The organism is Nocardia sp. A7, from assembly GCF_046549215.1.
Lineage (GTDB): Bacteria > Actinomycetota > Actinomycetes > Mycobacteriales > Mycobacteriaceae > Nocardia.
Window position 1 is genome coordinate 217,836 of record NZ_JAJPWE010000001.1, and the last position, 26,224, is coordinate 244,059.

General features: G+C 67.6%; 25 protein-coding genes. 6 read left to right on the forward strand and 19 right to left on the reverse strand.

From position 1 onward, the window contains the following. Positions 1-406: 406 nt before the first annotated feature. From ACLJPD_RS00890 to ACLJPD_RS00900, 3 genes are all read right to left on the reverse strand, one after another. Positions 407-2,680: a polyribonucleotide nucleotidyltransferase gene (locus ACLJPD_RS00890; protein WP_410869734.1), complete on the reverse strand. Its 2,274-nt coding sequence runs from the start codon at positions 2,678-2,680 to the stop codon at positions 407-409. Positions 2,681-3,092: 412 nt separating this feature from the next. Continuing rightward, positions 3,093-3,362, reverse strand: a complete 270-nt coding sequence (gene rpsO / locus ACLJPD_RS00895) for a 30S ribosomal protein S15 (RefSeq protein ID WP_056811493.1) — start codon at positions 3,360-3,362, stop codon at positions 3,093-3,095. Between the two features lie 126 nt (positions 3,363-3,488). Then, positions 3,489-4,457 carry a bifunctional riboflavin kinase/FAD synthetase gene (locus ACLJPD_RS00900; RefSeq protein ID WP_410869735.1) on the reverse strand — a complete coding sequence of 323 codons (969 nt, stop codon included), beginning with the start codon at positions 4,455-4,457 and terminating at the stop codon, positions 3,489-3,491. Between the two features lie 102 nt (positions 4,458-4,559). Here ACLJPD_RS00900 and ACLJPD_RS00905 point away from each other — a divergent pair, with 102 nt between their 5' ends. Further along, on the forward strand, positions 4,560-5,321 hold the full coding sequence (locus ACLJPD_RS00905) for a metal-dependent transcriptional regulator (RefSeq protein ID WP_410869736.1): 762 nt from the start codon (positions 4,560-4,562) through the stop codon (positions 5,319-5,321). Between the two features lie 21 nt (positions 5,322-5,342). Here the strand turns inward: ACLJPD_RS00905 and ACLJPD_RS00910 are convergent, their stop codons facing one another. Then, positions 5,343-6,167: a hypothetical protein gene (locus ACLJPD_RS00910; protein ID WP_410869737.1), complete on the reverse strand. Its 825-nt coding sequence runs from the start codon at positions 6,165-6,167 to the stop codon at positions 5,343-5,345. A gap of 105 nt (positions 6,168-6,272) precedes the next feature. Then, positions 6,273-6,860, reverse strand: coding sequence for a TetR-like C-terminal domain-containing protein (locus ACLJPD_RS00915; RefSeq protein WP_410869738.1), 588 nt, complete (start codon positions 6,858-6,860; stop codon positions 6,273-6,275). 81 nt (positions 6,861-6,941) lie between these two features. On the opposite strand from ACLJPD_RS00915, the gene ACLJPD_RS00920 reads away from it, so the two are divergent. Next, positions 6,942-7,379, forward strand: coding sequence for a nitroreductase/quinone reductase family protein (locus ACLJPD_RS00920; RefSeq protein ID WP_410869739.1), 438 nt, complete (start codon positions 6,942-6,944; stop codon positions 7,377-7,379). 70 nt (positions 7,380-7,449) lie between these two features. Here the strand turns inward: ACLJPD_RS00920 and truB are convergent, their stop codons facing one another. The 5 genes from truB to ACLJPD_RS00945 form a co-directional block, all read right to left on the reverse strand. Then, on the reverse strand, positions 7,450-8,376 hold the full coding sequence (truB, locus tag ACLJPD_RS00925) for a tRNA pseudouridine(55) synthase TruB (RefSeq protein ID WP_410869740.1): 927 nt from the start codon (positions 8,374-8,376) through the stop codon (positions 7,450-7,452). Beyond that, positions 8,376-9,047 (reverse strand): 4'-phosphopantetheinyl transferase Npt, encoded by a 672-nt coding sequence (gene npt / locus ACLJPD_RS00930; protein WP_410869741.1) that lies wholly within the window; start codon positions 9,045-9,047, stop codon positions 8,376-8,378. The genes truB and npt overlap by 1 nt, the downstream gene beginning before the upstream one ends. A 156-nt stretch (positions 9,048-9,203) precedes the next feature. Next, on the reverse strand, positions 9,204-10,160 hold the full coding sequence (locus ACLJPD_RS00935; protein WP_410869742.1) for a metallophosphoesterase family protein: 957 nt from the start codon (positions 10,158-10,160) through the stop codon (positions 9,204-9,206). Positions 10,161-10,215: 55 nt separating this feature from the next. Further along, a complete protein-coding gene (locus ACLJPD_RS00940; RefSeq protein WP_410869743.1) occupies positions 10,216-11,586 on the reverse strand; it encodes an MATE family efflux transporter in 1,371 nt (456 codons plus the stop codon). A gap of 147 nt (positions 11,587-11,733) precedes the next feature. Continuing rightward, a complete protein-coding gene (locus tag ACLJPD_RS00945) occupies positions 11,734-12,174 on the reverse strand; it encodes a hypothetical protein (protein WP_410869744.1) in 441 nt (146 codons plus the stop codon). Between the two features lie 112 nt (positions 12,175-12,286). On the opposite strand from ACLJPD_RS00945, the gene ACLJPD_RS00950 reads away from it, so the two are divergent. Together ACLJPD_RS00950 and ACLJPD_RS00955 are read left to right on the forward strand one after the other, a co-directional pair. Beyond that, positions 12,287-12,583, forward strand: a complete 297-nt coding sequence (locus ACLJPD_RS00950; protein WP_410869745.1) for a winged helix-turn-helix transcriptional regulator — start codon at positions 12,287-12,289, stop codon at positions 12,581-12,583. Positions 12,584-12,704: 121 nt separating this feature from the next. Next, positions 12,705-13,865 (forward strand): MFS transporter, encoded by a 1,161-nt coding sequence (locus ACLJPD_RS00955; RefSeq protein ID WP_410869746.1) that lies wholly within the window; start codon positions 12,705-12,707, stop codon positions 13,863-13,865. Between the two features lie 120 nt (positions 13,866-13,985). Here the strand turns inward: ACLJPD_RS00955 and ACLJPD_RS00960 are convergent, their stop codons facing one another. The 7 genes from ACLJPD_RS00960 to rimP all read right to left on the reverse strand — a co-directional run bounded on the left by ACLJPD_RS00960 (position 13,986) and on the right by rimP (position 21,141). Next, on the reverse strand, positions 13,986-14,984 hold the full coding sequence (locus tag ACLJPD_RS00960) for a DHH family phosphoesterase (protein WP_410869747.1): 999 nt from the start codon (positions 14,982-14,984) through the stop codon (positions 13,986-13,988). A gap of 105 nt (positions 14,985-15,089) precedes the next feature. Further along, entirely contained in the window at positions 15,090-15,536 is a 447-nt protein-coding gene (rbfA, locus tag ACLJPD_RS00965; protein WP_410869748.1) for a 30S ribosome-binding factor RbfA, read from the reverse strand. Between the two features lie 13 nt (positions 15,537-15,549). Then, on the reverse strand, positions 15,550-15,843 hold the full coding sequence (locus ACLJPD_RS00970) for a DUF503 domain-containing protein (protein ID WP_410871881.1): 294 nt from the start codon (positions 15,841-15,843) through the stop codon (positions 15,550-15,552). Positions 15,844-15,936: 93 nt separating this feature from the next. After that, positions 15,937-18,981 carry a translation initiation factor IF-2 gene (gene infB, locus ACLJPD_RS00975; protein WP_410869749.1) on the reverse strand — a complete coding sequence of 1,015 codons (3,045 nt, stop codon included), beginning with the start codon at positions 18,979-18,981 and terminating at the stop codon, positions 15,937-15,939. 108 nt (positions 18,982-19,089) lie between these two features. Next, complete coding sequence (locus tag ACLJPD_RS00980; protein ID WP_410869750.1) at positions 19,090-19,401, reverse strand: YlxR family protein; 312 nt, start codon at positions 19,399-19,401, stop codon at positions 19,090-19,092. A 70-nt stretch (positions 19,402-19,471) separates the two neighbouring features. Beyond that, entirely contained in the window at positions 19,472-20,500 is a 1,029-nt protein-coding gene (gene nusA / locus ACLJPD_RS00985) for a transcription termination factor NusA (protein WP_410869751.1), read from the reverse strand. Next, entirely contained in the window at positions 20,497-21,141 is a 645-nt protein-coding gene (rimP, locus tag ACLJPD_RS00990; RefSeq protein ID WP_410869752.1) for a ribosome maturation factor RimP, read from the reverse strand. Before rimP ends, nusA begins: the two co-directional genes overlap by 4 nt. 182 nt (positions 21,142-21,323) lie before the next feature. Between rimP and ACLJPD_RS00995 the strand changes: the two genes are divergently transcribed. Continuing rightward, positions 21,324-21,956, forward strand: a complete 633-nt coding sequence (locus ACLJPD_RS00995; protein WP_410869753.1) for a hypothetical protein — start codon at positions 21,324-21,326, stop codon at positions 21,954-21,956. Further along, a complete protein-coding gene (locus ACLJPD_RS01000; protein WP_410869754.1) occupies positions 21,953-22,384 on the forward strand; it encodes a ferritin-like domain-containing protein in 432 nt (143 codons plus the stop codon). The genes ACLJPD_RS00995 and ACLJPD_RS01000 overlap by 4 nt, the downstream gene beginning before the upstream one ends. 15 nt (positions 22,385-22,399) lie before the next feature. Here ACLJPD_RS01000 and ACLJPD_RS01005 read toward each other — a convergent pair whose 3' ends face one another. Together ACLJPD_RS01005 and ACLJPD_RS01010 are read right to left on the reverse strand one after the other, a co-directional pair. Then, positions 22,400-24,151: an acyl-CoA dehydrogenase family protein gene (locus ACLJPD_RS01005; protein WP_410869755.1), complete on the reverse strand. Its 1,752-nt coding sequence runs from the start codon at positions 24,149-24,151 to the stop codon at positions 22,400-22,402. Positions 24,152-24,303: 152 nt separating this feature from the next. Then, positions 24,304-26,052, reverse strand: a complete 1,749-nt coding sequence (locus tag ACLJPD_RS01010) for a proline--tRNA ligase (RefSeq protein ID WP_410869756.1) — start codon at positions 26,050-26,052, stop codon at positions 24,304-24,306. Positions 26,053-26,224 lie beyond the last annotated feature (172 nt).

Consider the following 26,224-nt stretch of genomic DNA (forward strand, 5'->3'; position numbering starts at 1 on the left):
GCGGGGTGAGGTGGATCGGCGCGGGGGTGGCCAACCTCGGGCACCCTGCCCGAAATCCACCCGTTCACACCGGATTCAGCGCGATCGGCTATGACACGATCGCGGCAATCCGGCTCGCCGCCACGCAACCAGCAATGACTCGGTTATTTCCCGACCTCCATCGTCAACCCCGACACCAGAACGCGTCCGCAGACGATGAGAAGCGTATTCGTTTCGATAATAAACCGGACCAGATTCAGGCAAACTCTCGGTTCGGCCCGGTTCCTACTGTGTCCGACCACACTATGTGAAACAACGTTGCATCAACGTTGCAACAACGTGACCCAGGTCACGGCTCTGCTGAGGCCGACAAAACCCCCGCCGTGGGAACGGCGGGGGTTTCGGCAGTCAGGTGAAGCGGCGACGCCTACTCGGCGTCGGCGGTCTCCTCGACGGCGGCCGGCTCGGCGGCAGCGGCCTCGTCTTCAACCGGGACGAGCGAGATCTTGCCGCGGTTGTCGATATCGGCGATCTCCACGCGCAGCTTGTCGCCGACGTTGACCACGTCCTCGACCTTGGCCACGCGCTTGCCGTTGCCCAGCTTGGAGATGTGCACCAGACCGTCGCGGCCCGGCAGCAGCGACACGAACGCACCGAAGGCGGTGGTCTTGACGACCGTGCCGAGGAAGCGTTCGCCGACCTTGGGCAGCTGCGGGTTGGCGATGGCGTTGATCATGTCGATCGCGGCCTGGGCCGACGGCCCATCGGTCGCACCGACGAACACGGTGCCGTCATCTTCGATGGAGATGTTGGCGCCGGTTTCCTCGGTGATCTGGTTGATCATCTTGCCCTTGGGCCCGATGACCTCGCCGATCTTGTCGACCGGGATCTTGATGGCCGTCACGCGCGGGGCGTAGGGGCTCATCTCGTCCGGATCGGTGATGGCCTCGGCCATCACGTCCAGGATGGTGGTGCGGGCGTCGTGCGCCTGGTTCAGCGCACCGGCCAGCACCTGCGAGGGGATGCCGTCGAGCTTGGTGTCCAGCTGCAGCGCGGTGACGAAGTCACGGGTACCGGCAACCTTGAAGTCCATGTCGCCGAAGGCATCCTCGGCGCCGAGGATGTCGGTCAGCGCGACATAGCGGACCTCTTCGACACCCTGGTCGTTGGTGATGGTGTCCGACACCAGGCCCATGGCGATACCCGCGACCGGCGCCTTCAGCGGCACACCGGCGTTGAGCAGCGACAGGGTCGAGGCACAGACCGAACCCATCGAGGTGGAACCGTTGGAGCTCAGCGCCTCCGAGACCTGACGGATGGCGTAGGGGAACTCCTCCTGCGAGGGCAGCACCGGCATCAGCGCACGCTCGGCGAGCGCGCCGTGGCCGATCTCGCGACGCTTCGGCGAACCGACGCGGCCGGTCTCACCGGTGGAGTACGGCGGGAAGTTGTAGTGGTGCATGTAGCGCTTGGAGGTCTCCGGGCCGAGCGAGTCGACCTGCTGCGCCATCTTCACCATGTCGAGCGTGGTGACGCCCATGATCTGGGTCTCGCCACGCTCGAAGATCGCCGAACCGTGGGCGCGCGGGATCACGTCGACCTCGGCCGACAGCTCACGGATGTCAGCCAGGCCGCGACCGTCGATGCGGAAACCGTCGGTGAGGATGCGCTGACGCACCAGCTTCTTGGTGACCGAGCGGAACGCGGCACCCAGTTCCTTCTCGCGGCCGGTGAAGTCGTCACCCAGACGGGCGAGCACCTCGGCCTTGATCTCGTCGATGCGGGACTCGCGGGCCTGCTTGTCGGCGATGCTCAACGCCTCGTTCAGCTCCACCTTCGAGGTGCCCTCGACAGCGGTGAACACGTCGGGGCCGTACGGCGGGAAGAGCGGGAACTCCTGGGTCGGCTTGGCAGCCAGCGCGGCCAGGTCGGCCTGGGCGCGGACCAGACGCGCGATGAACGGCTTCGCGGCTTCCAGACCCTGGGCCACCACGGCCTCGGTCGGCGCCTGCGCACCGTCTTCGATCAGCGCAATGACCTTGTCGGTGGCCTCGGCCTCGACCATCATGATGGCGACGTCGCCGGTGTCGGTGACGCGGCCCGCGACGACCATGTCGAACACGGCGCCTTCGAGCTCCTCGACGGTCGGGAAAGCGACCCACTGCTCACCGATGAGGGCGACGCGAACGCCACCGATCGGGCCGGAGAACGGGATGCCGGAGAGCTGAGTCGACGCCGAGGCGGCGTTGATGGCCACCACGTCGTACAGGTCGGCCGGGTTCAGGCTCAGCACGGTGACGACGACCTGGATCTCGTTGCGCAGACCGTCGATGAAGGTCGGGCGCAGCGGCCGGTCGATCAGGCGGCAGGTCAGGATCGCGTCGGTGGAGGGGCGGCCCTCGCGACGGAAGAACGAGCCGGGGATGCGACCCGCGGCGTACATGCGCTCTTCGACGTCGACCGTCAGCGGGAAGAAGTCGAACTGGTCCTTGGGGTGCTTGCCCGCGGTGGTCGCCGACAGCAGCATGGTCTCGTCGTCCAGGTAGGCGGCGACGGAGCCGGCGGCCTGCTTGGCCAGACGGCCGGTCTCGAAGCGGATGGTGCGGGTGCCGAAGCTACCGTTGTCGATCAGCGCGACCGACTCGAAAACTCCGGGCTCGACCTCGACCGCAGTCGAAGGGCGTTCAGTTGTCTGCGTCATATGTTCTTCTCTCGACCTCTCGTCTCGCTGGTCGCGCTGCCGTTTCCAGGCGCTCTTTCGCCTGGTGGGCGCGAACCCAGCTGTCGTCAGCCGTACCGGACACGGACACGTGGAAACCCTCCTGGCGTCCACGCGCAGCACCCGGCCGTATCCCCTTGGCTGGAACATTCCACAAAAGGGGCAACGCGGAGGCGATCATCGATCGAAGCCCGACGGCGGCGAGAAAAACGCCTGCCGAAAGGCCACTACCGAAGACCGACGCCACGCGGACGGATGCACACGGCTGTCACATGTTGTAATGCAGCCGGGAACCCGATGGTCCCCGAATACACGAATAGCCAACGAGAAGAAGTGTACTTCTTCCCGTTGGCTCCCGGTCGACCGCCTCAGCGAGGAGGCGTGTCGAAGCAGATCAGCGGCGCAGGCCGAGACGCTCGATGAGCGAACGGTAGCGGTTGATGTCGTTGGCCTGCAGGTACTTCGACAGGCGGCGGCGACGACCGATCAGGGCCAGCAGGCCGTGACGGGTGTGGTGATCGTGCTTGTGCTGCTTCAGGTGCTCGGTCAGGTCCGAGATCCGCTTCGACAGCAGCGCGATCTGCGCCTCCGGCGAGCCGGTGTCGGTGGGGTGCAGGCCGTATTCGGCGAGAATTGCCGACTTCTGCTCAGTGGTCAGCGCCATGTGGCTCGACTCCTATTTTCAGTTCCGCGCTCGAAGGTCCGGTTACCCGGGATGGGCGCCACCGCGGACCGCAGCAAACCCGAGGAGCCACTTTACTTGACTCTTAACGTGGAGTTGAAACCGGGATCATGCGTCGGCGGCGGTGAGGACTTTGCGCGCCGCCTCGACATCGCGGCCCATGGCCTCGACCAGATCGTCGATGGAGTCGAATTTGCGCATCCCGCGCAGTTGTTCGACGAAATCGACACCTACGTGCTGTCCGTAGAGGTCGGCCTCACCGTCGAGGACGAACGCTTCGACGGTGCGCGAGCGACCAGAGAAGGTCGGGTTGGTGCCGACCGAGATCGCGGCCATCGCCCGCTCGCCGGGTGCGGCGCTACCGATCGTCGGGCCTGCCCCGAGCACGGTGAACCAGCCCGCGTACACCCCGTCGGCCGGGATCGCGGCATGCATCGGCGGCGCGACATTGGCGGTCGGGAAGCCGAGCCCGCGCCCGCGCCCGTCGCCGTGCACGACGACACCTTCGACGCGATGGGGCCGCCCCAGCGCCTCGGCCGCCGCGGCCATATCGCCCGCGTCGACACAGGCGCGGATATAGGTGGAGGAGAACGTGACGGCGTGTTCGCCGAGCAGGGTCACCCCGTCGACCTCGAAGCCGAACCGCTCGCCCAGTTCACGCATCGTGTCGACGGTGCCCGCGGCCTTCTTACCGAAAGTGAAGTTGTCGCCGACCACGACCTCGGTGACGTGCAGGCGTTCGACCAGCAGATCGTGCACGTATTCGCCCGGGGTGAGTTTCATGAAGTCCTGGGTGAACGGCATCACGCAGAAGACGTCGATCCCGAGTTCCTGCGCCAGTTCCGCGCGCCTGGTCAGCGTCGTCAGCTGCGCGGGATGCGAACCGGGTCGCACCACTTCCATCGGGTGCGGATCGAAGGTCATCAGGACCGAGCGCACACCACGCTTCTCCGCCGCGGCGACCGCGCGGCTGATCAGCTGCGCGTGCCCCCGATGTACCCCGTCGAACACGCCGATCGTGAGAACGCAACGCCCCCAGTCCGCGGGCACGTCGTCGAGACTTCGCCATCTCTGCACAGAGCGAAGCCTACGCAAAGCGGTGCGCGAACAGAATTCCGGTCTGACCGGATAGCCGGTGCGCGGCGCGGGCGGTTCGTCGATGTGTCATTCGGGCCAGGGATGCCTAACATTGGTGATGTGCCAGCTAAACGAGATGTCGCGACCCGTAGCGCGCTGACGCAGCCCGCCGAGCAGGCCGAACTCAGCCCCACGATCGCGCCAGAACTGTCGGCCGTGGCACAGGATTATCTGAAGGTCATCTGGACCGCCCAGGAGTGGTCGCAGGAGAAGGTGTCGACCAAATTGCTGGCCGAACGGATCGGCGTGTCGGCCTCGACGGTGTCGGAGGCGGTGCGCAAGCTCACCGATCAGGGACTGGTCGAGCACGCCCGCTACGGCGCGATCACCCTGACCGTCCACGGTCGTCGGGCCGCGGTCGCGATGGTGCGCCGCCACCGCCTGATCGAGACGTTCCTGGTGAACGAGCTCGGCTACGGCTGGGACGAGGTGCACGACGAGGCCGAGGTTCTCGAACACGCCGTCTCGGATCTGCTCATGTCCCGCATCGACGCGAAACTCGGCCACCCCGACCGTGATCCCCACGGCGACCCCATCCCGTCTGTCGACGGTGCGGTTCCCACGCCACCCGCCCGGCAACTCAGCGACTTCGCCGCGGGCGAATCCGGCCGGGTCGCCCGCATCTCCGACTCCGATCCCGCGATGCTGCGCTATTTCGACTCCGTCGGCATCGCCCTCGACACCACCATCGCCGTCGAGGAGCGTCGCGATTTCGCCGGCACCATCGCCGTCCGCATCGCCTCGTCCGATTCCCCCACCGAGCTGGGAACTCTTGCGGCCGAAGCTATTTGGCTCACCACATAGTTCCTGCGGAGCGGTCTCGGATCAGCAGTTGAAATAGCCGCGCAGGCGCGCCGGTACGCCATCGGCGGAGGCGCTGGACCAGCAGGTGTTATGGGGGAATATGACGTAGGTCGCCCAGGTTCCTGACGTGCGGGTGATGACGCGCTGGTTGTCGCCGGGGGTATTCCAGCGGATGACACCCCACTGCCCGTCGCAGTCGGCGATGGTGGCGGCCGGTCCTGGATCGACGCCGAGTTCGGTTTCGATCGTGGATTCGGTGCAGGCAGAGGCGGGTTCGCGTGGGGTGTCCTGGAAGCGCAGTTGACCGGTGGCGGTGCTGCCCGGGGTGACCAGGAACAGCGTGTGCATGCCTTCGGGGACCGGGTTCGTGCCCGCGGGCGCGGTCATCCCGAAGCGATAGCACCCGATTTCGGTGACGAAGGCCGCCCGGCCTTGGTCGTCGGTGACACCGTCGCGACGCAGCGTTTCCGCTGTCTCACCGACGGGGATGTCATTGCTCGACGGGTCACACGGCTGCTGCAGGGAAAGATGCACCGGCACACCGGGAACGGGGATACCGGACAGAGTCACGGTGCGCAGGACGACGGTGCCGGTCGCGGCGGCAGGCGGCTGCGCGGTCGTCGGCGCGGAACTCGGCCGGCCGCCGACCGAAGTGATCGTCGGAGGTCCGCCGGGAACGACGCCGGGAGCCGGGCTGGGAGTGGCGACCGATATCGGCGCGGTACTCGTGTTCGTCGGGCGCACCGAACTCGATCCCGACACCTGTGGGTCCCCACCCCCACAGGCCGCGAGCAACAGTGTCGCACCGGCGATGACGCCGATCCAGGTCTTCCCGATCGCAGTCATGGTCTGTCCCCTCCAACGCGAAAGTTGTACAAACTCGCTATCGCGGGTTCCGCGCGGGTCGTTAACTCCCGTCCAGCGCACCTGACATCCACCGGTTTCGGTCACCTAGGGATTCGTCGGAGCCGTTGCGGCGCACAAGGAGTCGGCCAGCCGGTCCGCGAGATCTCCGCTCAGCGGCGCACGGGTCACCGCGAGCCGGTACCAGAGCACGCCGAAGGCTTGATCTACCAACAACTCCACGTCCTCGGAGTCCGCCCCGTCGCGTGCGAGCAGCCGAGCCAGCGCGCTTCGGCGGACCGCGACGAACTCGACGAGCAGGTCCGCTACCTGTCGATCACGTTGGGCGTCAGCCAGAATCGCGCGCAGCAGGACATCGGCGGGTGGAGCGGAGGCGGCGGCGAACGTCGCTCGCAAGAAGGCGGCGACATCATCACGCCGGTTGCCGGTATCGGGTTCGGGCACGGCGTCGCTGGCCCATTCGCTCATCGCGTCGAGGAGCAAGGCACCTCGCGAGGGCCACCACCGGTAGATCGTCTGCTTGCCGACACAGGCGGCGGCGGCGATCTCGCTCATCGTGACATCGATACGGTCCGCCGCGGCCAGCACGGCGGGGACAGCACGCAGGATCGCCTGCTTGGCCGCGTCGTTTCGTTTGCGCCCGGTGTGGGCACGCACCGCCTTGCCCGATTCCATGCCGCCATTCTAACCATTGACGGAACTACCGGTCTCGACAATACTTTGTGAAGACCGATCGTCTCGACAAACGAGGGTGTCATGACATCACCGCAGATCAAGCGCCGCGTCGTCACGTGGTGCCATCGCTACATCGCCAATCCCCTGACTCGACATCTGGCGGGCCGGGTGATGCCGGGCACAGCCCTGCTGGAAACCACCGGACGCCGCAGCGGACTCGCCCGCCGAACTCCGATCGGCGGCAGACGGGTGGGCGACTCGTTCTGGCTGGTCAGCGACCACGGCGCAGCCTCGGCCTATGTCCGCAACATCGACGCGAACCCGCGGGTGCGGTTGCGGCTACGTTTCCGCTGGCACACCGGCACCGCCCACCCGCTCCCCGCCGACGACTCACGCGCTCGGCTTCGTCAGCTGCCCCGGTTCAACAGCATGATGGTGCGCGCGCTCGGCACGGATCTGCTCACGATCCGGATCGATCTGGACCCCACCCCTCGCTCACCAGCAGCTACCACGTTGTAGCGCAGCGTGACCCGGAACTACCAACCCCACCCGGCCTCGCCCCCGGAAGCCGCACTGCTGGCCGGGCACGTCAGTCGCCGATACCCCTCGGGCGCACCACCATCACCGAGCCCGCGCGTTTGCCGCTCTCCTCGAGGAGGGCGATCGCCCGGCCGCGTGGATCGACGGCGGCGTAGACGCCCTTGATCCCGACGGGTTCGAGCCAGCGGCCGGTGCGCAGGTCGGTGGCTTGGGATTCGTCGATGTCGCGCAGGGGAAACGCGGTTTTGACGGCAGTGTCGACGTCGAGGCTGAGCAGGGGCTCGCCGGCTTCGGCGGCAGCTGCGAGTTCTTCGAGGGTCCGGGCGTGGTCGAGGGTGAAGGGGCCGACTCTGGTGCGGCGCAAGGCAGTCAGGTGGCCACCCACGCCGAGGGCGGCACCGAGGTCGCGAGCCAAGGCGCGAATGTAGGTACCGGAGGTACATTCGACTGCTACCTCGAGGTCCACGAATTCAGCGACGTCGCGTCGGGCCAGAATGTCGAAGCGCGACACCGTCACCGGGCGGGCGGACAACTGCACCTCTTCACCGGCGCGCACACGGGCGTAGGCACGTTCACCGTCGACCTTGATGGCGCTCACGGTGGCAGGCACCTGCTCGATATCGCCGGTCAGCGCGGCAACACCGTTCTCGATCTCCTCATCGGTGACGTGCAGTGCGGGCGTCGTCGCGATGACCTCGCCCTCAGCGTCGTCGGTATTCGTGGCTTGCCCGAGCCGGATCGTCGCGGTGTAGGCCTTGGTGGTGAGGAGTAGTTGGCCGAGCAGTTTCGTAGCCCGCTCCACCCCGAGCACCAGCACGCCGGTGGCCATCGGGTCGAGGGTGCCCGCGTGGCCGACCTTCTTGGTCTGCAACAGTTTTCGGCTGCGCGCCACGACATCGTGACTGGTGAGCCCACTGTCCTTGTCGACGATCACGAGACCGCCGAGCTCGCCCACCCGCGACACCCGTGCTGCCATCAGCCGTGCGCGATCGCGGTCAGGATCAGCCCGTCGGCGATCAACCAGCTGCCGTCGAACTCTGTCAGCGCGGCGCCGCCGTCATTCGTCAAGCCGGGCACGAGCAACTTCGTGTGGAAGGTGCCCGATCCCGAATCGTCTGTGCGGGAATCGATCTCGAAGGTGATGTGGGCGTCCTCGAAACCGAGCCACCGCAAGGTCAGCGGGAACCAGGCCTTGTAGGTGGCCTCTTTGGCACAGAACAGCAGTCGATCCAGATTCAGGCCCTCGCCCGGCGTGACGGACAACCACGCGCGTTCGGCGGGCAGGCTGACCGAATCGAGCACACCGTCGGGCAGCGGCTCGTGCGGCTCGGCATCGATCCCGATCGAACGGAAACGCAGCGCGTGCGCCATCGCGGCGGCACGGTAGCCGTCGCAATGGGTGAGGCTGCCGACGATGCCGCGCGGGAACAGCGGCATGCCGCGCTCGCCCTTGCCGATCGCGACGGGCTGCTCACCGAGCTCTTCGAGCGCGAGGCGAGCACAGTGCCGGGCGCCGATGAAGTCGCGGCGACGCTTCTCGACGGATTTGGCGATGAGGTGCTCCTCGGCGGGATGCGCCTTCAAGTCCTCCGGAAACACCAGCAACTCCGCCGAAGCCACACTCCTCGGCAAAATCCTCTCCAGCACGTACTGTTCCGCCTCTCCGCGTATTTTGGCCAGATCTAGGCGCTGGTCGGTCAGCGTTGGCGTCTGGCGGTACCGGGATGGGCGGGTTTGCTCGTGCCCGGTGAGTTACCGATGTTCTTACGAAATCAGGTGGTGGGTTCTTGTGCAAATTCGGTGTCAGATGCCTCGTCTGCGTTCTGCCTTTTCACGCATTTCCGCTGCTGCGGCTTCCATCTCGGGGGTTACCTTGAAGTGGCCGCCCCAGGCGTTCAGGTCGCCTTCGGCGTAGACGGGTTCGGGGAGGATTTGGCGCAGGAGTGGGTCCGGCATGCCTCGGCGTTTCCATTCGCGGGGGTAGCCGAGGGAGACCTCTTCGAAGCGGACGCCGTCGTAGTAGGTGGTGCGGGGGATGTGGAGGTGGCCGTAGACCGAGCAGATCACGTGGTAGCTGGTGTGCCAGTCGGCGGTCAGGTCGGTGCCGCACCACAGCGAGAACTCCGGGTAGAACAGGATGTCGGTGGGCTGGCGGACCAGGGGGAAGTGGTTGATCATCACCAGCGGGGTTTCCGGCGGCAGGGCGTCGAGGCGGCGCTGGGTGTACTGGACGCGGGCGTGGCACCAGGCGTCGCGGGTGAGGTACGGGTCGGGGGTCAGCAGGAACTCGTCGGTCGCGACGACATTGCGTTCGCGCGCCAGCGCTAAACCCTCTGCCTTGGTTTTCGTACCCGCCGGTCGCCACGAGTAGTCGTAGAGCAGGAACATCGGTGCGAGGGTGACCCGGCCGCCGTACTTCTCCGCACCCGGACCCGTCCACACCGGGAACGGATCCTCCGGGGTCACGACATCGAGGTCACGGCACATCGCCACGAGATAGTCGTAGCGCGCGGCGCCGTGCATCTGCACCGGATCCTTCGGCGTGGTCCACAGCTCGTGATTGCCCGGCACCCAGATGACCTTGGCGAAGCGCCCGCGCAACAACTCCAGCGCCCACCGCACCTCGTCGGCCTTCTCCCCCACATCCCCGGCAACGATCAACCAGTCCTCGGGCGAATCGGGAACGATCTGCTCCACCACAGGCTTGTTCCCCTGATGCCCAACATGCACATCGCTGACCGCCATCAACTTCGGAATCACCTGTCCACAGTGACACACCCCGGACACGGAGCACCGGCGGGTTCACCCCTTCGCGTCAACTGGCCCCGCTCGGGACGTCGGCGCCCACTCTGGCCCAGCGACCCGATCTCGCCCGGGCGACGACCGCGATCAATCGCAGCAACATGAAGGCGACCAGCCCCGACCAGATTCCCGCGACGCCCCAGTCGAAGATCAGCGACAGCCAGATCAAGGGCAGGAACCCGGTCAGGGCGGCGACGAGGGTCGCAGTGCGCAGGAAGGCGGCGTCGCCGGCGCCGAGCAGGACACCGTCGAGGGCGAAGACCGCGCCGGCGACCGGGATCATGGCGACGAAGAACCACCAGATGACGTGGGTGCGGTCGAGGACTTGGGCGTCGTCGGTGAACAGCAGGGGGATGGTCGCCGCGCCTGCGGCGAAGACGGCCGCCAGGAGTAGCGAGAAGGCGATCGACCACGCGGTGACTCGGCGGGCGATCGCCTTGGCGCCGTCGGCACTGCCCGCACCCAGCGCCGCACCGACCAGGGTCTGGGCGGCGATGGCCAGTGAATCCAGGGTCAGGGCAAGGAAGTTCCACAGTTGTAGAACGATTTGATGGGCCGCGACGGAGGCGGCGCCGAAGCGGGCGGCCACCGCGGCGGCGGAGACGAAACAGATCTGGAAGGACAGGCTGCGGACGATGAGGTCGCGGCCGAGAACCAGTTGAGCGCGCATCACCGCGAGTTGTGGGCGCAGCGAAACGCGTTCGCGCAGCAGGGCATAGGCGAACAGAATTCCCGACACCGACTGGCCGACGAGGTTGGCCACCGCGGAACCGGCAAGTTCCATGCGCGGCGCGCCGAGTAGCCCGTACACCAGGACGGGGCACAGCGCCGCCGAAAGTGCCAGTCCCACCACCACATAGGTCAGCGGTCGCCGAACGTCCTGAACGCCACGCATCCACCCGTTGCCTGCCATCGACAGCAGGATCAACGGCACTCCGAACAGCGCGATCCGCACCCAGATCAGCGCTTCATCGGCAATCTCGCCACCGCCGGAGAGCACCGAACACAGTGGCACCGCGAACAATTGGATCACCGCGACGATCACCACACCCACCGCCAGACCCACCCAACTGGCCTGCACACCTTCTTCGACCGCGCCGACCCGGTCCCCCGCACCGTGCCTGCGCGCCGCGCGCGCCGTTGTTCCGTAGGACAGGAACGTCAGCTGGGTGCTCACCGTCCCGAGAATCACCGCGCCGACGGCGAGCCCGGCCAGTGCCAGCGCCCCCAGCCTGCCGACGACCGCGAGGTCGAAGAGCAGATACAGCGGCTCGGCGACCAACACACCGAGGGTGGGCACGGCGATGCCAAGAATGCGCCGCGGCCCGGCCCGGTCTGTTTCGCCGTCGGTCACGACCTCGCCCACCGGTTCAACGGATCCCACGCCGACCTCCCAGCATCAGTACGAACCCCCTGTTGGCGCGAAAAGCCGATTTGCCGATGGTGGCACACACCACCGACAACCCGGAGTCGGTAACCCTCGGTCGATCACCTCGCCGAAGCGGACCACTGTGCGGGGTGGGTCATCGGGTCAGGGGAGGAAGTCGGCGAAGCGAGGCGCGCCGGGCTCGTGGGGTACGCGCGTAGCGCGGGCGGCGAAACTCACGGCGTGGTACCACCCGCACAGCAGAAGCAGATCGAGCAGCTCGAGCTCATCGAAGACCGACACGAGCCGTCTCCACAGCGCGTCATCGATATCGGAACGCTGGTGCAGCGCGTCGACCGCGAGGATGAGCAGCTGTTCCCGCTCAGACATCCAGCATTCGTCAGCGGGGCCGCCGTGCACGAGGGATACCGCCTGTTCGCGGGTGAGTTCGACCCGTTCGGCGAACATCATCATGTGCACACCCCACTCGTACTCGCAGCCGCACAGCACGCATGTCCGATCGATGGCGATCTCGCGCTCCCGCATGGTCAGCGTCAGCTGTCTGCCCAGCTCATAGCGCCCCCATTCGTGCATAGCGCCGACCATCGGGAGATCCCTGGGGCGATGCTAGTGTTTCTAAATACGAAACACAAGGAGGGTCGTGCCGACACCGCGCCCAGGAACACCGGTTCGTGGATCGACTACCGGCCGTCCGATCATGGCCGCGCTTGACCTCTTCGGCCGTCGGTGGGCGCTGCGAATTCTCTGGGAACTGCGGGCAGGTCCGCTCGGTGCGCGCGCACTGCTCACCCGGTGCGCAGGCCTGTCGTCGAGTGTCCTCTACCAGCGGCTCCGCGAACTCACGTCAGGCGGGATCATCGCCTCCTCCGCCGATGGCTACGAGCTCACCCAGCTGGGGACAGCGCTCATTCATGCCCTCCGACCGCTCGACGAATGGGCGATCACCTGGGCACAGACCCAAGAGCCGAACGATCAGAATCCGGCAGAGGCCTGAAGATCACGGCTACGAAATGTGGACGCTCGGCAGGGTGACCAGCAATACTGGTCGTCCGCCCAGCTCGGGCGGTTGATGCCTCACCGCGGACGCCGGTTCGCCCGAAAACTCAGGATCGATCATGGTCTTTGTGCAGCGATGGCGGGTGATCACGGCGTTCGCCCTGGTCGGGGCGGCGACTCAGCTGGTGTGGCTCACCTACGCGCCGGTGACGACCGTGGCGGCGGAGCACTTCGGCGTTTCCGAGTCCGCGATCGGGTGGCTGGCGAACATGTTCCCGCTGCTCTACGTCGTGCTGGCCGTTCCCGCCGGCATCGCGCTCGATCGCTGGTTTCGGCCGAGTCTGATCGCCGGTGCGGTGCTCACCGCGGTCGGTGCCGCGCTGCGCCTGCTCGACGGCGGTTTCGCGATCGTGCTCGTCGGTCAGACGGTCGTCGCGATCGCACAACCGCTGGTACTCAACGCGATCACCGGCATCGCCGGGCACTATCTCGACGAGAAGGACCGGCCGACCGGTATCGCGGTCGGCACCGCGAGCACTTTCGCGGGCATGGCGGCCGCGTTCGTCATCGGCGCCGCGCTACCCGCGCAGAGCCAGCTCACCACCCTCACCGCCATCGGCACGATCTTCGCGACCGTGGCCGCGATCGCGCTGACCATCGAGCTCATGCGGGCGGGCGACGGACCCACGGCAAGTACCTCGACCTCGCTCGCCGCCCTCCGAGCCACCATCGGCGACCGATACGTGCGCCGCCTCTGCGTCGCCGTGTTCTTCCCCTTCGGCACGTTCGTCGCGCTGGCGACCTTCGGCCAAGCCCTGCTCGAACCGTCCGGCGTCAGCGCCGACGCGGCGAGCATCGTGCTGCTGGTGAACGTCCTCGCCGGCGTGGTCGGCTGCGCGGTGATACCGGTCGCGGTCCTGCGGCGCGGCATCGAACTCCCCGCCGTCATGGTCGGCCTCACCGCCAGCGCCGCCGCCTGTCTGCTCGTCGCCCTGTCCCCCGGCCTGGCAACAGGTTTCCTGGCCTTCATCCTCATCGGCCTGACCCTGCTCCCCGCCCTCCCGATCGTCCTCGCCATGGCCGAACGCCACACCGGCGCCGCCGAAGGCACCGCCGCGGGCCTCATCTGGATGACCGGCAACCTCGGCGGCCTCGTCGTCGCAAGCCTCACCGGCTTCCTGGTCGGCACCCCGACCCTGGCCTTCGCCCTCTGCGCCACCACAACAATCCTCGGCGTCCCCCTCGCCCTGCGCCTCCGCCGCTACGTCGCCGCCACGTGAACTACACCCCGCGCACCTGCCGCGACCCGATGACAGGCCCCGCGATCATGTTGCGAAAACTGTCCCGATGGCCGCGCGGCAAGACCGAACGTGACCGACACGGTGGCCGCAGCCGAGGACTCATCCCAGCGCGGTGATCAGTGCGCGGACAACATCTTCGGGGTTGCCGTGGGTCGTGTAACCGGCGGCGAAACGGTGGCCGCCGCCGCCGAAACGGCTCGCTATCGCGGCGACGTCGATGCCGTCGGTGCGGCCGGGGGCGGAGTCGCGGGAGCGGAGAGAGACCGTCCAGCGGTCGTTGTTGCCGCGGGCTTCCTTGAAGACGGCGGCGATGCCCGCTTCGGCGGTGGTGCGAATGACGTCGATGACGCTTTCGACTTCCTCGGGGCCCACGTCGTGGGTGTCGGCGGACCGGACCAGCGCGTAGACCAGGCCGACACCAGCGGCCGATGGCACGACCATCGCCGAGGACAGCACTTTCGACAGCATCGGAAGCCAGGCGTAGGGGTGGGTATCGAGCAGGACGCGGGTGATCTCGGTGCCGTCGATGCCGGTGGCGAGCAGCCGCTCGGCCATGGCGTGGCTGCCGGGGCGGGCCCAGCGGAACGAGCCGGTGTCGGTGACCAGGCCCGCGAACAGGCAGTGCGCGATGGGGGCGTCGATCTCCGCGCCCCAGGCGTCGAGAAGGCGGGTGACCAGTTCGGTGGTCGAGGCCGCGGATTCGTCGATCAGGTCGACGGTGCCGAAGCCATCGTTGGCGCGGTGATGATCGATGACCAATGTCGTTGTCGCGCCGGGTAATCGGTCGGCAAGCGCACCGAGCCGACTGCGCGCCCCGCAGTCGACGACGATCAACAGGTCGACCTCGTCCGGGACCTGCGCGGGCGGCACGACGAGCTCCACCCCCGGCAGCGTGCGTAACGATGCGGGCAGGTCGGCGGGCTCGGCGAAGGACACACACACCGGCACCGCACGCCGGTGCAGCGCCATGGCCAGCGCCAACCCGCTGCCGACAGTGTCGGCATCGGGTTGCACGTGGCACAGGATCGTCACCGAACGTGCCGCCGCCAATGCGGCGACGGCCGCGCCCAGTGCGGTCCCATCGCGGACGCTGGTCATCCGGCGTCCGCCGGCGGTCGACCCGACAAAACGGTGCCCACCGGGTGCGATCGCGCACCCCGTGTGGTCACTCGAGCTACCGGATACTGACCGGACATGCCCTGCCTACTCGCCTTCGTCGTCGCGATCGGCCTTGTACGGGTCGGCCTCGCCCGCGTGCTTGGCGTTCGCGGCGACCTTGGCCACCTCGTCGTCGATGGCGCGAGCCCTGGCGAGCAACTCTTCCATCTCGCGGGCCACCTCGGGCACCTTATCGAGAGTGAAGGACAGGATCGGGGTGAACTTCACTCCGGTACCCGCGCCCACCTTCGACCGCAACACACCCTTGGCCGCGTCGAGCCCGGCGGCGGCTTCGGTGTAGTCGGGTTCGGCGTCGATGGTCTCGCCCATCACCGTGTAATAGATATTCGCCTCGCGCAGATCGCCGGTCACCTTGGCATCGGTGACGGTGACGAACCGCAGCCGCGGATCCTTGATCTCGTATTCGATCGCGGTGGCCACGATCGCGGAAATCCGCTTGGCGAGCCGACGTGCCCTGGCTTGATCCACCATGGAGTTCCTCCTCTTAGTCTTCGGGTCCGAAAAGGCGGCGGCGTACTGCCAGCAACTCTATCTCCGGACGCGCGGCAACGTGCCGCTCACACTTGTCGAGCACCTCGTTCAGGTGTCCCGTCTCCGCACTGACCATCGCGACCCCGAGCAGGGCCCGGCGATGCAGGTCCTGGTCTCCGGCTTCCGCGGCATTCACGCCGAAGCGTTTTTGCAGCTCAGCGAGGATCGGCCGGATCACCGACCGCTTCTCTTTGAGCGAATGCACGTCACCGAGCAGCAGATCGAATTCGAGCGCACCGATGAACAGCGGTGCTCACCTCCTGTGAATTGTTTCTTGGATGTACGCCCGCACGCCGCACCCGACAATTCGGATGCGGCGTGCGAAGCGGTGTTGCGTTGATCAGTCGCGCGGCTTTTCACGAAGCTCGTAAGCCTCGATGATGTCGCCGTCCTTGATGTCGCTGTAGGTGACGGTCAGACCGCACTCGAAACCTTCGCGCACCTCGGTGGCGTCGTCCTTCTCCCGCTTGAGCGAGGAGATGGTCATCGTCTCGGCGATCACTCGACCGTCGCGGATCAAGCGCGCCTTGGCGTTGCGCTTGACCGAACCCGACAGCACCATGCAACCGGCGATATTGCCGATCTTGGACGAACGGAAGATCGCGCGGATCTCGGCGCGGCCCAGTTCGACCTCTTCGTAGATCGGCTTGAGCATGCCCTTGAGGGCCTTCTCGATCTCGTCGATCGCCTGGTAGATGACCGAGTAGTACCGGATGTCGACGCCTTCGCGGTTGGCCAGCTCAGTGGCCTTGCCCTCCGCGCGGACGTTGAAGCCGATGATGATCGCGTTGGAGGCCGACGCCAGGTTGACGTTGGTCTCGGTGACGCCACCGACACCGCGGTCGATGACGCGCAGACGCACCTCGTCGTCGATCTCGATACCGAGCAGGGCCTCTTCGAGGGCCTCGACGGTACCGGAGTTGTCGCCCTTGAGGATCAGGTTGAGCTCCGAAGTCTCCTTCAGTGCGGCATCCAGATCTTCCAGGCTGATCCGCTTGCGGCTGCGAGCGGCCAGTGCGTTGCGCTTGCGCGCATTGCGGCGATCGGCGATCTGACGGGCGATGCGGTCTTCCTCGACCACGATCAGGTTGTCACCAGCGCCGGGGACGGAGGTGAAACCGATGACCTGGACCGGGCGCGACGGGGTCGCCGCGTGGACGTCCGCGCCGTGCTCGTCGACCATGCGACGGACGCGACCGTAGGCGTCGCCCGCCACGATCGAGTCACCGACGCGCAGGGTGCCGCGCTGGATGAGCACGGTGGCAACGGGGCCACGGCCGCGGTCGAGGTGCGCCTCGATGGCGACACCCTGGGCGTCCATGTCCGGGTTGGCCCGCAGGTCGAGCGAGGCATCCGCGGTCAGCAGCACTGCTTCGAGCAGCTGATCGATGTTGGTGCCCTGCTTGGCCGAGATGTTGACGAACATGGTGTCGCCGCCGTACTCCTCGGTGACCAGGCCGTACTCGGTGAGCTGCTGCTTGATCTTGTCCGGGTTCGCACCCTCTTTGTCGATCTTGTTGATCGCGACAACGATCGGCACATCCGCTGCCTGAGCGTGGTTGATCGCTTCCACCGTCTGCGGCATGACGCCGTCGTCGGCCGCGACCACGAGGATCGCGATATCGGTGGCCTTCGCACCACGAGCACGCATGGCGGTGAACGCCTCGTGACCCGGGGTGTCGATGAAGGTGATCAAGCGCTCTTCGTCGTTGAGGTTGGTGAGCACCTGGTAGGCACCGATGTGCTGGGTGATGCCACCGGCCTCGCCCTCAGCGACGTTGGCCTTACGGATCGTGTCGAGCAGTCGGGTCTTACCGTGGTCGACGTGACCCATGACGGTCACGACCGGCGGACGGTGCTCGAGGTCGTCCTCGCCGCCGGCGTCTTCGCCGTAGGTGAGGTCGAACGACTGCAGCAGTTCGCGATCTTCGTCCTCGGGGCTGACCACGTGGACGACGTAGTTCATCTCGCCGCCGAGCAGCTCGAGGGTCTCGTCGTTCACCGACTGGGTCGCGGTGACCATCTCGCCGAGGTTGAACAGTGCCTGCACGAGAGCAGCGGGGTTCGCGTCGATCTTCTCGGCGAAGTCCGACAGCGAGGCACCACGAGCGAGGCGGATGACCTCGCCGTTGCCGCGGGGCAGACGCACGCCACCGACGGCGGGAGCCTGCATGTTCTCGTACTCGGCGCGCTTCGCCCGCTTCGACTTACGGCCACGGCGAACCGCGCCACCGGGACGACCGAACGCACCGGCTGCGCCACCACGGCCACCGGGACCGCCGGGACGACCGCCGCCGCCACCGGGACGACCACGGAAACCACCGGCCGCGGGAGCGCCTGCACCCGGAGCACCGGGGGCACCGCCACCGCCACCGCGGTAACCGCCACCGCCGCCGCCACCACCGGGACGGCCTGCGCCGCCACCGCCGGGAGCGCCACCGGGACGACCGCCGCCACCGGGACGACCCGCGCCGCCACCGGGGGCGGGACGTGCCGAACGTGCGGGCATGGCACCGGGGTTCGGACGCGGAGGCATCGAACCCGGGTTGGGACGGGGACCACCGGGACGCGGGGCACCGCCCTGCGCGGCGGCCGGGCGCTGGCCCTGACCACCCTGCGGGCGGGGACCGCCCTGACCGGGAGCCGGACGCGGACCACCCTGGCCGGGTGCCGGACGGGGACCGCCCTGACCCGGAGTCGGGCGAGCGCCACCCTGACCCTGACCCTGACCGGCCGGACGCGGCGCGGGACGCTCACGATCGGGAGCCGAGCTGAACGGGTTGTTACCGACGCGCGGAGCCTTGGGGCCCGGCTTCGGACCGGGACCTGCCGGACGCGGGCCGGGTGCGGCCGCAGCCGGTGCGGCCTGACCCGGACGGGTCTGCGCTGCGGGAGCCTGCTGCGCCGGACGCGGCGCGGCGGGAGCCGGACGCGGGCCGGGCGACGGTGCGCCTGCGGGCTTGGTGGCCGGAGCCGACTGCGCGGCGGCCGGAGCGGGGCTCGCGGGTGCCGCGGCGGCGGGCTTGACCTCGGCCGGAGCGGCCTGTTCGACCTTGGGCGCGACCGGCTCGGCAGCAGCTGCCGGGGCGGGAGCGGCCGGAGCCGGGCGCGGACCGGGGCGGGGGCCACCGGGGGTGGGCTTGGCACCAGCCGGGCGGGCTGACGCTGTTGCCGACGACGGGCCGGGACGGGCCGCCGACTTGGCATCGGCCGCCGGGGCGGACTTCGATGCGACAGATTCACGCAGACGACGTGCGACGGGTGCTTCCACCGTCGAGGACGCCGACTTCACGAACTCGCCTTGCTCCTTGAGCTTCGCGAGTAGTTCCTTGCTTGTGACACCGAGTTCTTTAGCCAACTCGTGCACGCGGGCCTTGCCTGCCACTGCTCTCCTCACTGAGAGGCCGAGCAGTGACGCCGCCTAGGTAAGGCGGGCCCGCACGACCTCGGGTTATCTCCGACGGACGTTCATCGTTGGTGCTTCACGGTGTGCTCATGAGTGCTCGTGCCTGTTCTCGAGGTACTGCTCCAGGGCTGAGATATCCAGATTTCCGGACACTCGTAGGGCTCTGCCGAATGCTCGGCGCCGCTCTGCGGAACGCAAACAAACTGAAACGGGGTGCAGCCAGGCACCCCGTCCGGGAAGTCTGCGCCGCGGATCGGGAACGATCGCGACATCAGTGTTCCGATGCTGCGCCACGATCCGCAACAGATCGGCAGACGACTCGCGCTGACGGCATCCGATACAGGTGCGAACGGATTGCGCGGGCCGGTCCTGTACCCACTCTACCGGTGACCCGGTCATAACGACGAACCCCTCCCCTCCGGAAGTTACGAACATGTCATCCGCGGGCAGGGATTCGACGTGCTCGGAATCAACTACGGTGCGGTTCCGGCCGGGCGGAGTCGTCCGGTTGCGGAGCCGCGTCGCTGCGGATATCGATCCGCCAGCCCGTCAGACGGGCGGCCAGACGGGCATTCTGGCCCTCCTTGCCGATGGCGAGGGAGAGCTGGAAGTCGGGCACGACCACGCGGGCCGCCCTGGCGTCGGGATCGACGACAGTGACCGATACCACCTTCGACGGCGAGAGCGCATTGCCGACGAAGGTCGCCGGATCCTCGTCGTAGTCGATGATATCGATCTTCTCGCCCGCCAGTTCGCTCATCACGTTGCGCACGCGCTGACCCATCGGGCCGATGCACGCGCCCTTGGCGTTCACGCCCTGCACGGTGGACTGCACGGCGATCTTGGAACGGTGCCCCGACTCGCGCGCCACCGCGACGATCTCGACGGAACCGTCGGCGATCTCGGGCACCTCTAGCGAGAACAGCCGACGCACCAGATTCGGGTGCGTGCGCGAGAGCTGGATCTGCGGGCCGCGGGGCCCACGCGAGACGCCGTAGACGTAGCACTTGATCCGGTCGCCGTGCTCGTAGGTCTCCCCCGGCACCTGTTCGGCGGGCGGGATCAGGCCCTCGGTGCCGTTGGCCTCGCTGCCGATGCGCACCACCACGATGCCGCGGGCGTTGGCCCTGGCGTCGCGCTGGATCACACCGCCGACGATCTCACCCTCGTGCGTGGCGAAGTCGCCGAACGACTTCTCGTTCTCGGCGTCGCGCAGCCGCTGCAGCACCACCTGGCGGGCGGTGGTCGCGGCGATGCGGCCGAAACCCTCGGGGGTGTCGTCCCATTCGGAGACGAGGTTGCCGTCGGCGTCGAGTTCGCGCGCCATCACCCGCACCACACCGGTCTTCTGGTTGATGTCGATGCGCGCGTTGGCCTCGTGGCCGTCGGTGTGCCGGTAGGCGGTGAGCAGTGCCGACTCGATCGCCGAGATCACGGTCTCGATCGGGATGCCTTTGTCGGCGACGATCGCCCGCAAGGCTTCGATTTCAATGTTCATTCCGCGAGCCCTTCGGTGGGAGTGTCAAGGTGTTGTCCTGGCGCGGCGAGGTCGGCGGGTTCTTCGCCCGGTACCGGGCGCCCCGGCGCGATGCCGCCCGCGAGTTCGAGTTCGGCGGCACCCGGTGCGTTGAACTCGACCTGGACGACAGCCTCGGCGATATCGGTGAGGGGAACGTGCACGCGATGCGGCTTGATCTTGCCGCCGATCACGAGCGCGATGGTGGGGTTCTCGGTGCCGACAGGGTCGGCGAGTTGGCCGACGCGCGCGTCGAAACGGGCCTTGCCCTCGACCCGCTCGGCACCGTCGGCCAGCTTGACGCGGACCTTGCGGCCCTGTGCGCGCCGCCAGTGCCGTTCGGTGCGCAGCGGGCGCTCCACACCGGGTGTCGTCACTTCGAGCAGGTAGGCGGCTTCACCGAAATCGCCTGCGGCATCGAGAAGTTCGGACATCTCCCGGCTGAGCGCGGCGATGGCGTCCAGGTCGGCGGGGCCGTCGCTGTCGACGGTGACCTTCACCCGAACCGGAGCCAGCTCGCCGTTGCCCGCAGCCGCGATCGCAACGCCCTCGAGGTCGAATCCCCGGCGTGCGACGAGCTCAGCGACGAGCTGGCTCACCCTTTCCTCGGTGGGCATCGGCATATGGGCGGCTCCTGGTTCAGTTGTGACGCGATCGAAATATCTACGCCGAAGGTCTAGCGTAACGCGCTCAGAGAGTGTAAAGGACCAGGCGCTGAGCACATCGCACCGGTCCGACCAGGCGTGCTCGAGGCGTGTCGTCACGCGCGCGAACTACCCGCGCGAGATCTGGCACGATGGTGCACGTGCCCCACCGCCATACCGCCCCGCCGAGCGCCGGGCGACCTTCCGGCATGCGCTCCGACCGGCACGAACCCCCTCGTTCGCGGGTCGAGCCTGCCACCGCGCCCACCCTGCCGACCTGGCGCCGCCGCTCGCTGCTCCGGTTAGTCGGCGCGAGCGCGATCGGCATTCCGGCGCTGGCCGCCTGCGCCGAGGACGATTTGGTGCACGCGCCGGATCCTCTTGCCGCGCAAGAAGTTCTGGCCCGCGCCGATGCCGCCGCCGCGACGGCCGCGATCGCCCTGGCACCGCAGTCGAGCGCCGCGCTGAGCACGATCGCCACCGAGCGCACCGCGCATGCCGACGCTCTGCGCACCGAAATCGACAGAGTGATCGGCGTCTACGGTGACGGCACCACCCCCGTCCATCGCACCGGCGCGCTGACCGTGCCAGGCCCCGAGGGTTCCCCGGTACCCGCCGCGGAGGTCGAGACCGCGGCCGCGCAGCCGACGACCGTCGCGCGGTTGCGCGATCAGCTGGTCCGCTCCCAACAGTCCGCCGCCGCGCTGGCTCGCACCGAATCCGGTTATCGCGCCGGACTTCTCGCGTCGATCAGTGCGTCCTGCGCCACCCAGGCAGGAGTCCTGCTGACATGACCGAACAGCGCAAGTCGTTGCAGAACGCGCTCGATGCCGAGTACGCCGCCGTCTACTCCTACGGTCTGATCGCCGCGTACGCCAATGTCGACCGGTCCCGCCTGGTCGCCGAGTTCAGCGCGGCGCATCGAGCACGCCGCGACGCCACCATCGAGTTGCTCGAAGCGGGCGGCACGGCGCCCGCAGGGCCCGCCGCCGCCTACAACCCGCCCGCCCCCGTCGACGGCCCGATCCCGGCCGCCCACCTGGCGGTGAGCGTCGAATCCGATTGCGCCGCAGCGTGGTACGCCGTGGTCGAGAACGCCACGGATGCCTCGGTACGCGCCTCGGCAACCGAAGCGCTCACCGAGGCCGCCGTCCGCCGGGCCCGCTGGCAGTCGATCCTGGGCACCGGCCCGTTGACCGTCGTCTTCCCGGGCCGGGCGTAGCCCGCCGCGAATCCGCTACGGGCGCATCGCGTACGCACCGTCGTAGGCCGCCACCTGCTGCCACACCCGGCCGAAACGCTCGGTGTCGGCGACCGGGCTGCGCAGTGCCCCGATCGCCCACGCACGCTGCGCCTCGGTGACCGACGGCTTGCCGAGCAACGCCGACGCCTGCGTGTTGAAGTCACGGATCTGGAAGTCGAAGATCTGGTCGAGCACATCGCGGTCGAGCCCGGTGAGCTCGGCCTGCTCGAGAATCAGCTGGCCGTAGACCACCGTGGAGAACAGGTGACCGATGGTCAGCATGAAGTCGAGGTCCTTCTGCTGGGCCGCGTCGGGTGCCGCGGTGAGCAGCAGCGTGCGCAGCGCCGTGGCCTGCTCGTAGAACCGGGCCACGTTCGGCACGTCGACTGTCCGCTCATAGGCCGGGGTCCAGTCCGCGAACTGCACCTTGCCCGCGCCGCGTGCCGGGCCCTGCGCCCAGAAGAACGCCTCGTCGCCTGCTTCGAGGTTGGTGCCGATCGCCGGGTATTCCTTGGGGTTGAGCAGGTAGTTCGGCATGAACTTCAGGATCTGGCCCACGTTCACGTGCACGGTGCCCTCGAGGCGCGGCAGGTGGTTGATGTAGCGCGAGGCCTGCGCGAAGTAGGTGGCCTTCTCGAAACCCTTGGCCGCCAGCACATCCAGCAGCAGGGTCATCGCGACCTCGCCCTCGGAGGTGACCTTGGACTTGGTCATCGGGTTGAACAGCAGGTAGCGGCGGTCCTCCAGGGAGGCGCTGCGGAAGTAGTCGACGGCACGATCACTGAACAGCTTCATCGCGATCAGCCGCGCGTAGGCGTCGACGAAGTTGCCGCGCACGTGGCCGAAGTCGGTGACCGGGTTGCCGTAGAGGATGCGGTTGTTGGCGTGAGTGATGGCCTCGAAGAACGAATGCTCGACCATGCCGATGCTGCCGTGGCAGAGGTTGAACTTGCCCACGTTCACGGTGTTGAGCGCGGCCGAGAAGCCTTCCGGCCCTTCGTGCAACACGTCGGCGGCGGTCACCGGGTAGTTCTCCAGCCGGAAGTGGCTGACATACATCTGCCCGTGGATGACGCTCTCGACCAGGTGGTAGTCGTCGTGGCGGCTGTCGGCGGCGAACCAGATGTAGCCTTCCGGCCCTTCGACATCGCTGCGCCGGGAGAACACCGACACCATCGAGGCGACGTTGCCGTTGCCGATGTAGTACTTCTCACCGCTCGCGCGGAACAGGATTCCGGCCTCGGCGTCGGCGCTGCCGGGCTCGCTCGGGGTGAGGATCAGGTCGGTGTTGTAGATGTCGGCGCCGTGGTCGCGCTCGGACAGCGCGAACGCCATCACCTGGCCGTCGTCGAGGTCGGCGGCGGCCTTGCGCTTGGCGATCTCGTTGTCGCTCTGCCAGATCGGGCCAAGGCCCAGGATGGTGACCTGCTCGGCGTACCAGTACGCCAGCCCGTAGAACCCGAAGATCTCGGCCAGTGCCGCGTTGCGTGCCGCGTCCCAGCGCTTGTTCGGATCGCCGTCGGCGTAGGCAGCCGGGGTCAGGAAGGTCGCGAACAGCTTCTCCTTGCCGACGAACTCGAGGAACTCCGCGGTCCACACCGCGTCGCGATCCTCGGCCAGCAACTGCGCCTTGCCCTTGGACTCGAACCACTCGATGGTGGCCCGGAGCAGCCGACGCGTCTCGGCGTCGAAGTGCTCGGGGTCGTAGGTAGCGGGGTTGAACAGCAGGCTGGGCGAACTCGTCATGCCCGTTAACTTATCAGCGCCGCCGACCCGCCACGCCGACCCTCGACTCCGCTACCAGCACTTTCCCCTACGTAGCCGTAAGTTCGACCTCCCCATGACAACAGCAATCGCGCTGCCCCACATCAGGACAGCGCGATCGCGGTACGCAGGACTCAGCCGCGGATCTTGGCGGTTACCGCGCTGACGGCATCCTCGGCGGGGATTTCCTCGGCTTCGCCGGTGAACCGGTTGCGCAGTTCCACCTTGCCCTCGGCCCAACCGCGGCCGATGACGAGAATCCACGGCATGCCGAGCAGTTCGGCGTCCTTGAACTTGACGCCGGGTGAGGCGGTGCGGTCGTCGAAGAGGACTTCGAGGCCTTCGGCGTCCAGGCCGGCGACCACGTGTTCGGCACCGTCGCGGGCGGCGGCGTCCTTGTTGGCGATCACCACATGGACGTCGAAGGGGGCTACTTCGGCGGGCCAGCGCAGACCCTTGTCGTCGTGCTGCTGTTCGGCGATGACCGCGACCATGCGGGAGATGCCGATGCCGTAGGAGCCCATGGTGAGGCGGACCGGCTTGCCGTTCTCGCCCAGGACGTCGACGTCGAAGGCGTCGGTGTACTTGCGGCCGAGCTGGAAGATGTGGCCGATCTCGATGCCGCGGGCCGACACCAGCGGACCCGCACCATCGGGCGAGGGGTCGCCGTCGCGGACCTGCGCGGCCTCGATGGTGCCGTCGGGGGTGAAGTCGCGCCCGGCGACCAGGCCGACAACGTGCTTGCCCTGAACATCGGCGCCGGTGATCCAGGCGGTGCCATCGACGACGCGGGGGTCGACGAGGTAGCGAACGCCGTTGGCCTGTAGCCCCTTCGGGCCGATGTAGCCCTTCACCAGGAACGGATTCGCGGCGAAGTCGGCCTCGGTGAGCAGTTCCACCTCGGCGGGTTCGACGGACGCACCAAGGCGCTTGTCGTCGACCTCGCGATCACCGGGGATGCCGATGCCGAGGATCTCGGTCTTGCCGTCGGGGTGGCGCAGCTTCACCATCACGTTCTTCAAGGTGTCGGCGGCGGTCACCGTACGTCCGAGCACGTCGGCGGAGTTGGCCCAGTCGACCAGTGTCGCGATGGTGGGGGTGTTCGGGGTGTCGTACTCGACCGCGGCGGCCTGGCCGTCGATGGGCAGCGGCGCGGGCGCGGGTGTGACCACGGCTTCCACGTTGGCCGCGTACCCGGACTCGGCGCAGGCCACGTAGGTGTCCTCACCGACGGGGCTGACGGCGAGGAATTCCTCGGACGCACTGCCGCCCATGGCGCCGGAGGTGGCGGCCACGATCACATACTCGACGCCGAGCCGGGAGAAGATCGCCTGGTAGGCCTTGCGATGGGTGGCGTAGCTGTTGGTCAGACCGTCGTCGTCGATGTCGAAGGAGTAGGAATCCTTCATCACGAACTCGCGCCCGCGCAGGATGCCCGCGCGGGGTCGTTCCTCGTCGCGATACTTGGTCTGGATCTGGTAAAGGGTGACCGGCAGATCCTTGTAGGAGTTGTACTCCCCCTTCACGGTGAGCGCGAACAGCTCCTCGTGGGTGGGCCCGAGCAGGTAGTCGCCGCCCTTGCGGTCCTTGAGCCGGAACAGGCCGGGGCCGTACTCGGTCCACCGATTGGTGGTCTCGTAGGGCTCGCGCGGCAGCAGCGTCGGCAGCGAGATCTCCTGGGCGCCGGTGGCGTCCATCTCCTGGCGCACCACGTCCTCGATCTTGCGCAGCGTGCGCAGACCGAGCGGCAGCCACGAGTACATGCCGGGGGCTACCCGACGGACATAGCCGGCGCGAACGAGCAGTTTGTGGCTGGGCACCTCGGCGTCGGCGGGATCGTCTCGCAGGGTGCGCAGGAACAGGCGGGAGAGGCGGGTGATCACGGATGCACAGGGTAGTCCCTGGTCCGGGCGCGGCGACAGCCGATTACCACCTGGGCGCTCGCAGACCTCCGAAAACCGGCTCGAAAACAAATGCGCCACTGAGAATACCCAATAGAATTCCTTTTCAATCATCAGATAACAACCTGATAACGTAACCGGACCTGGCTATTAC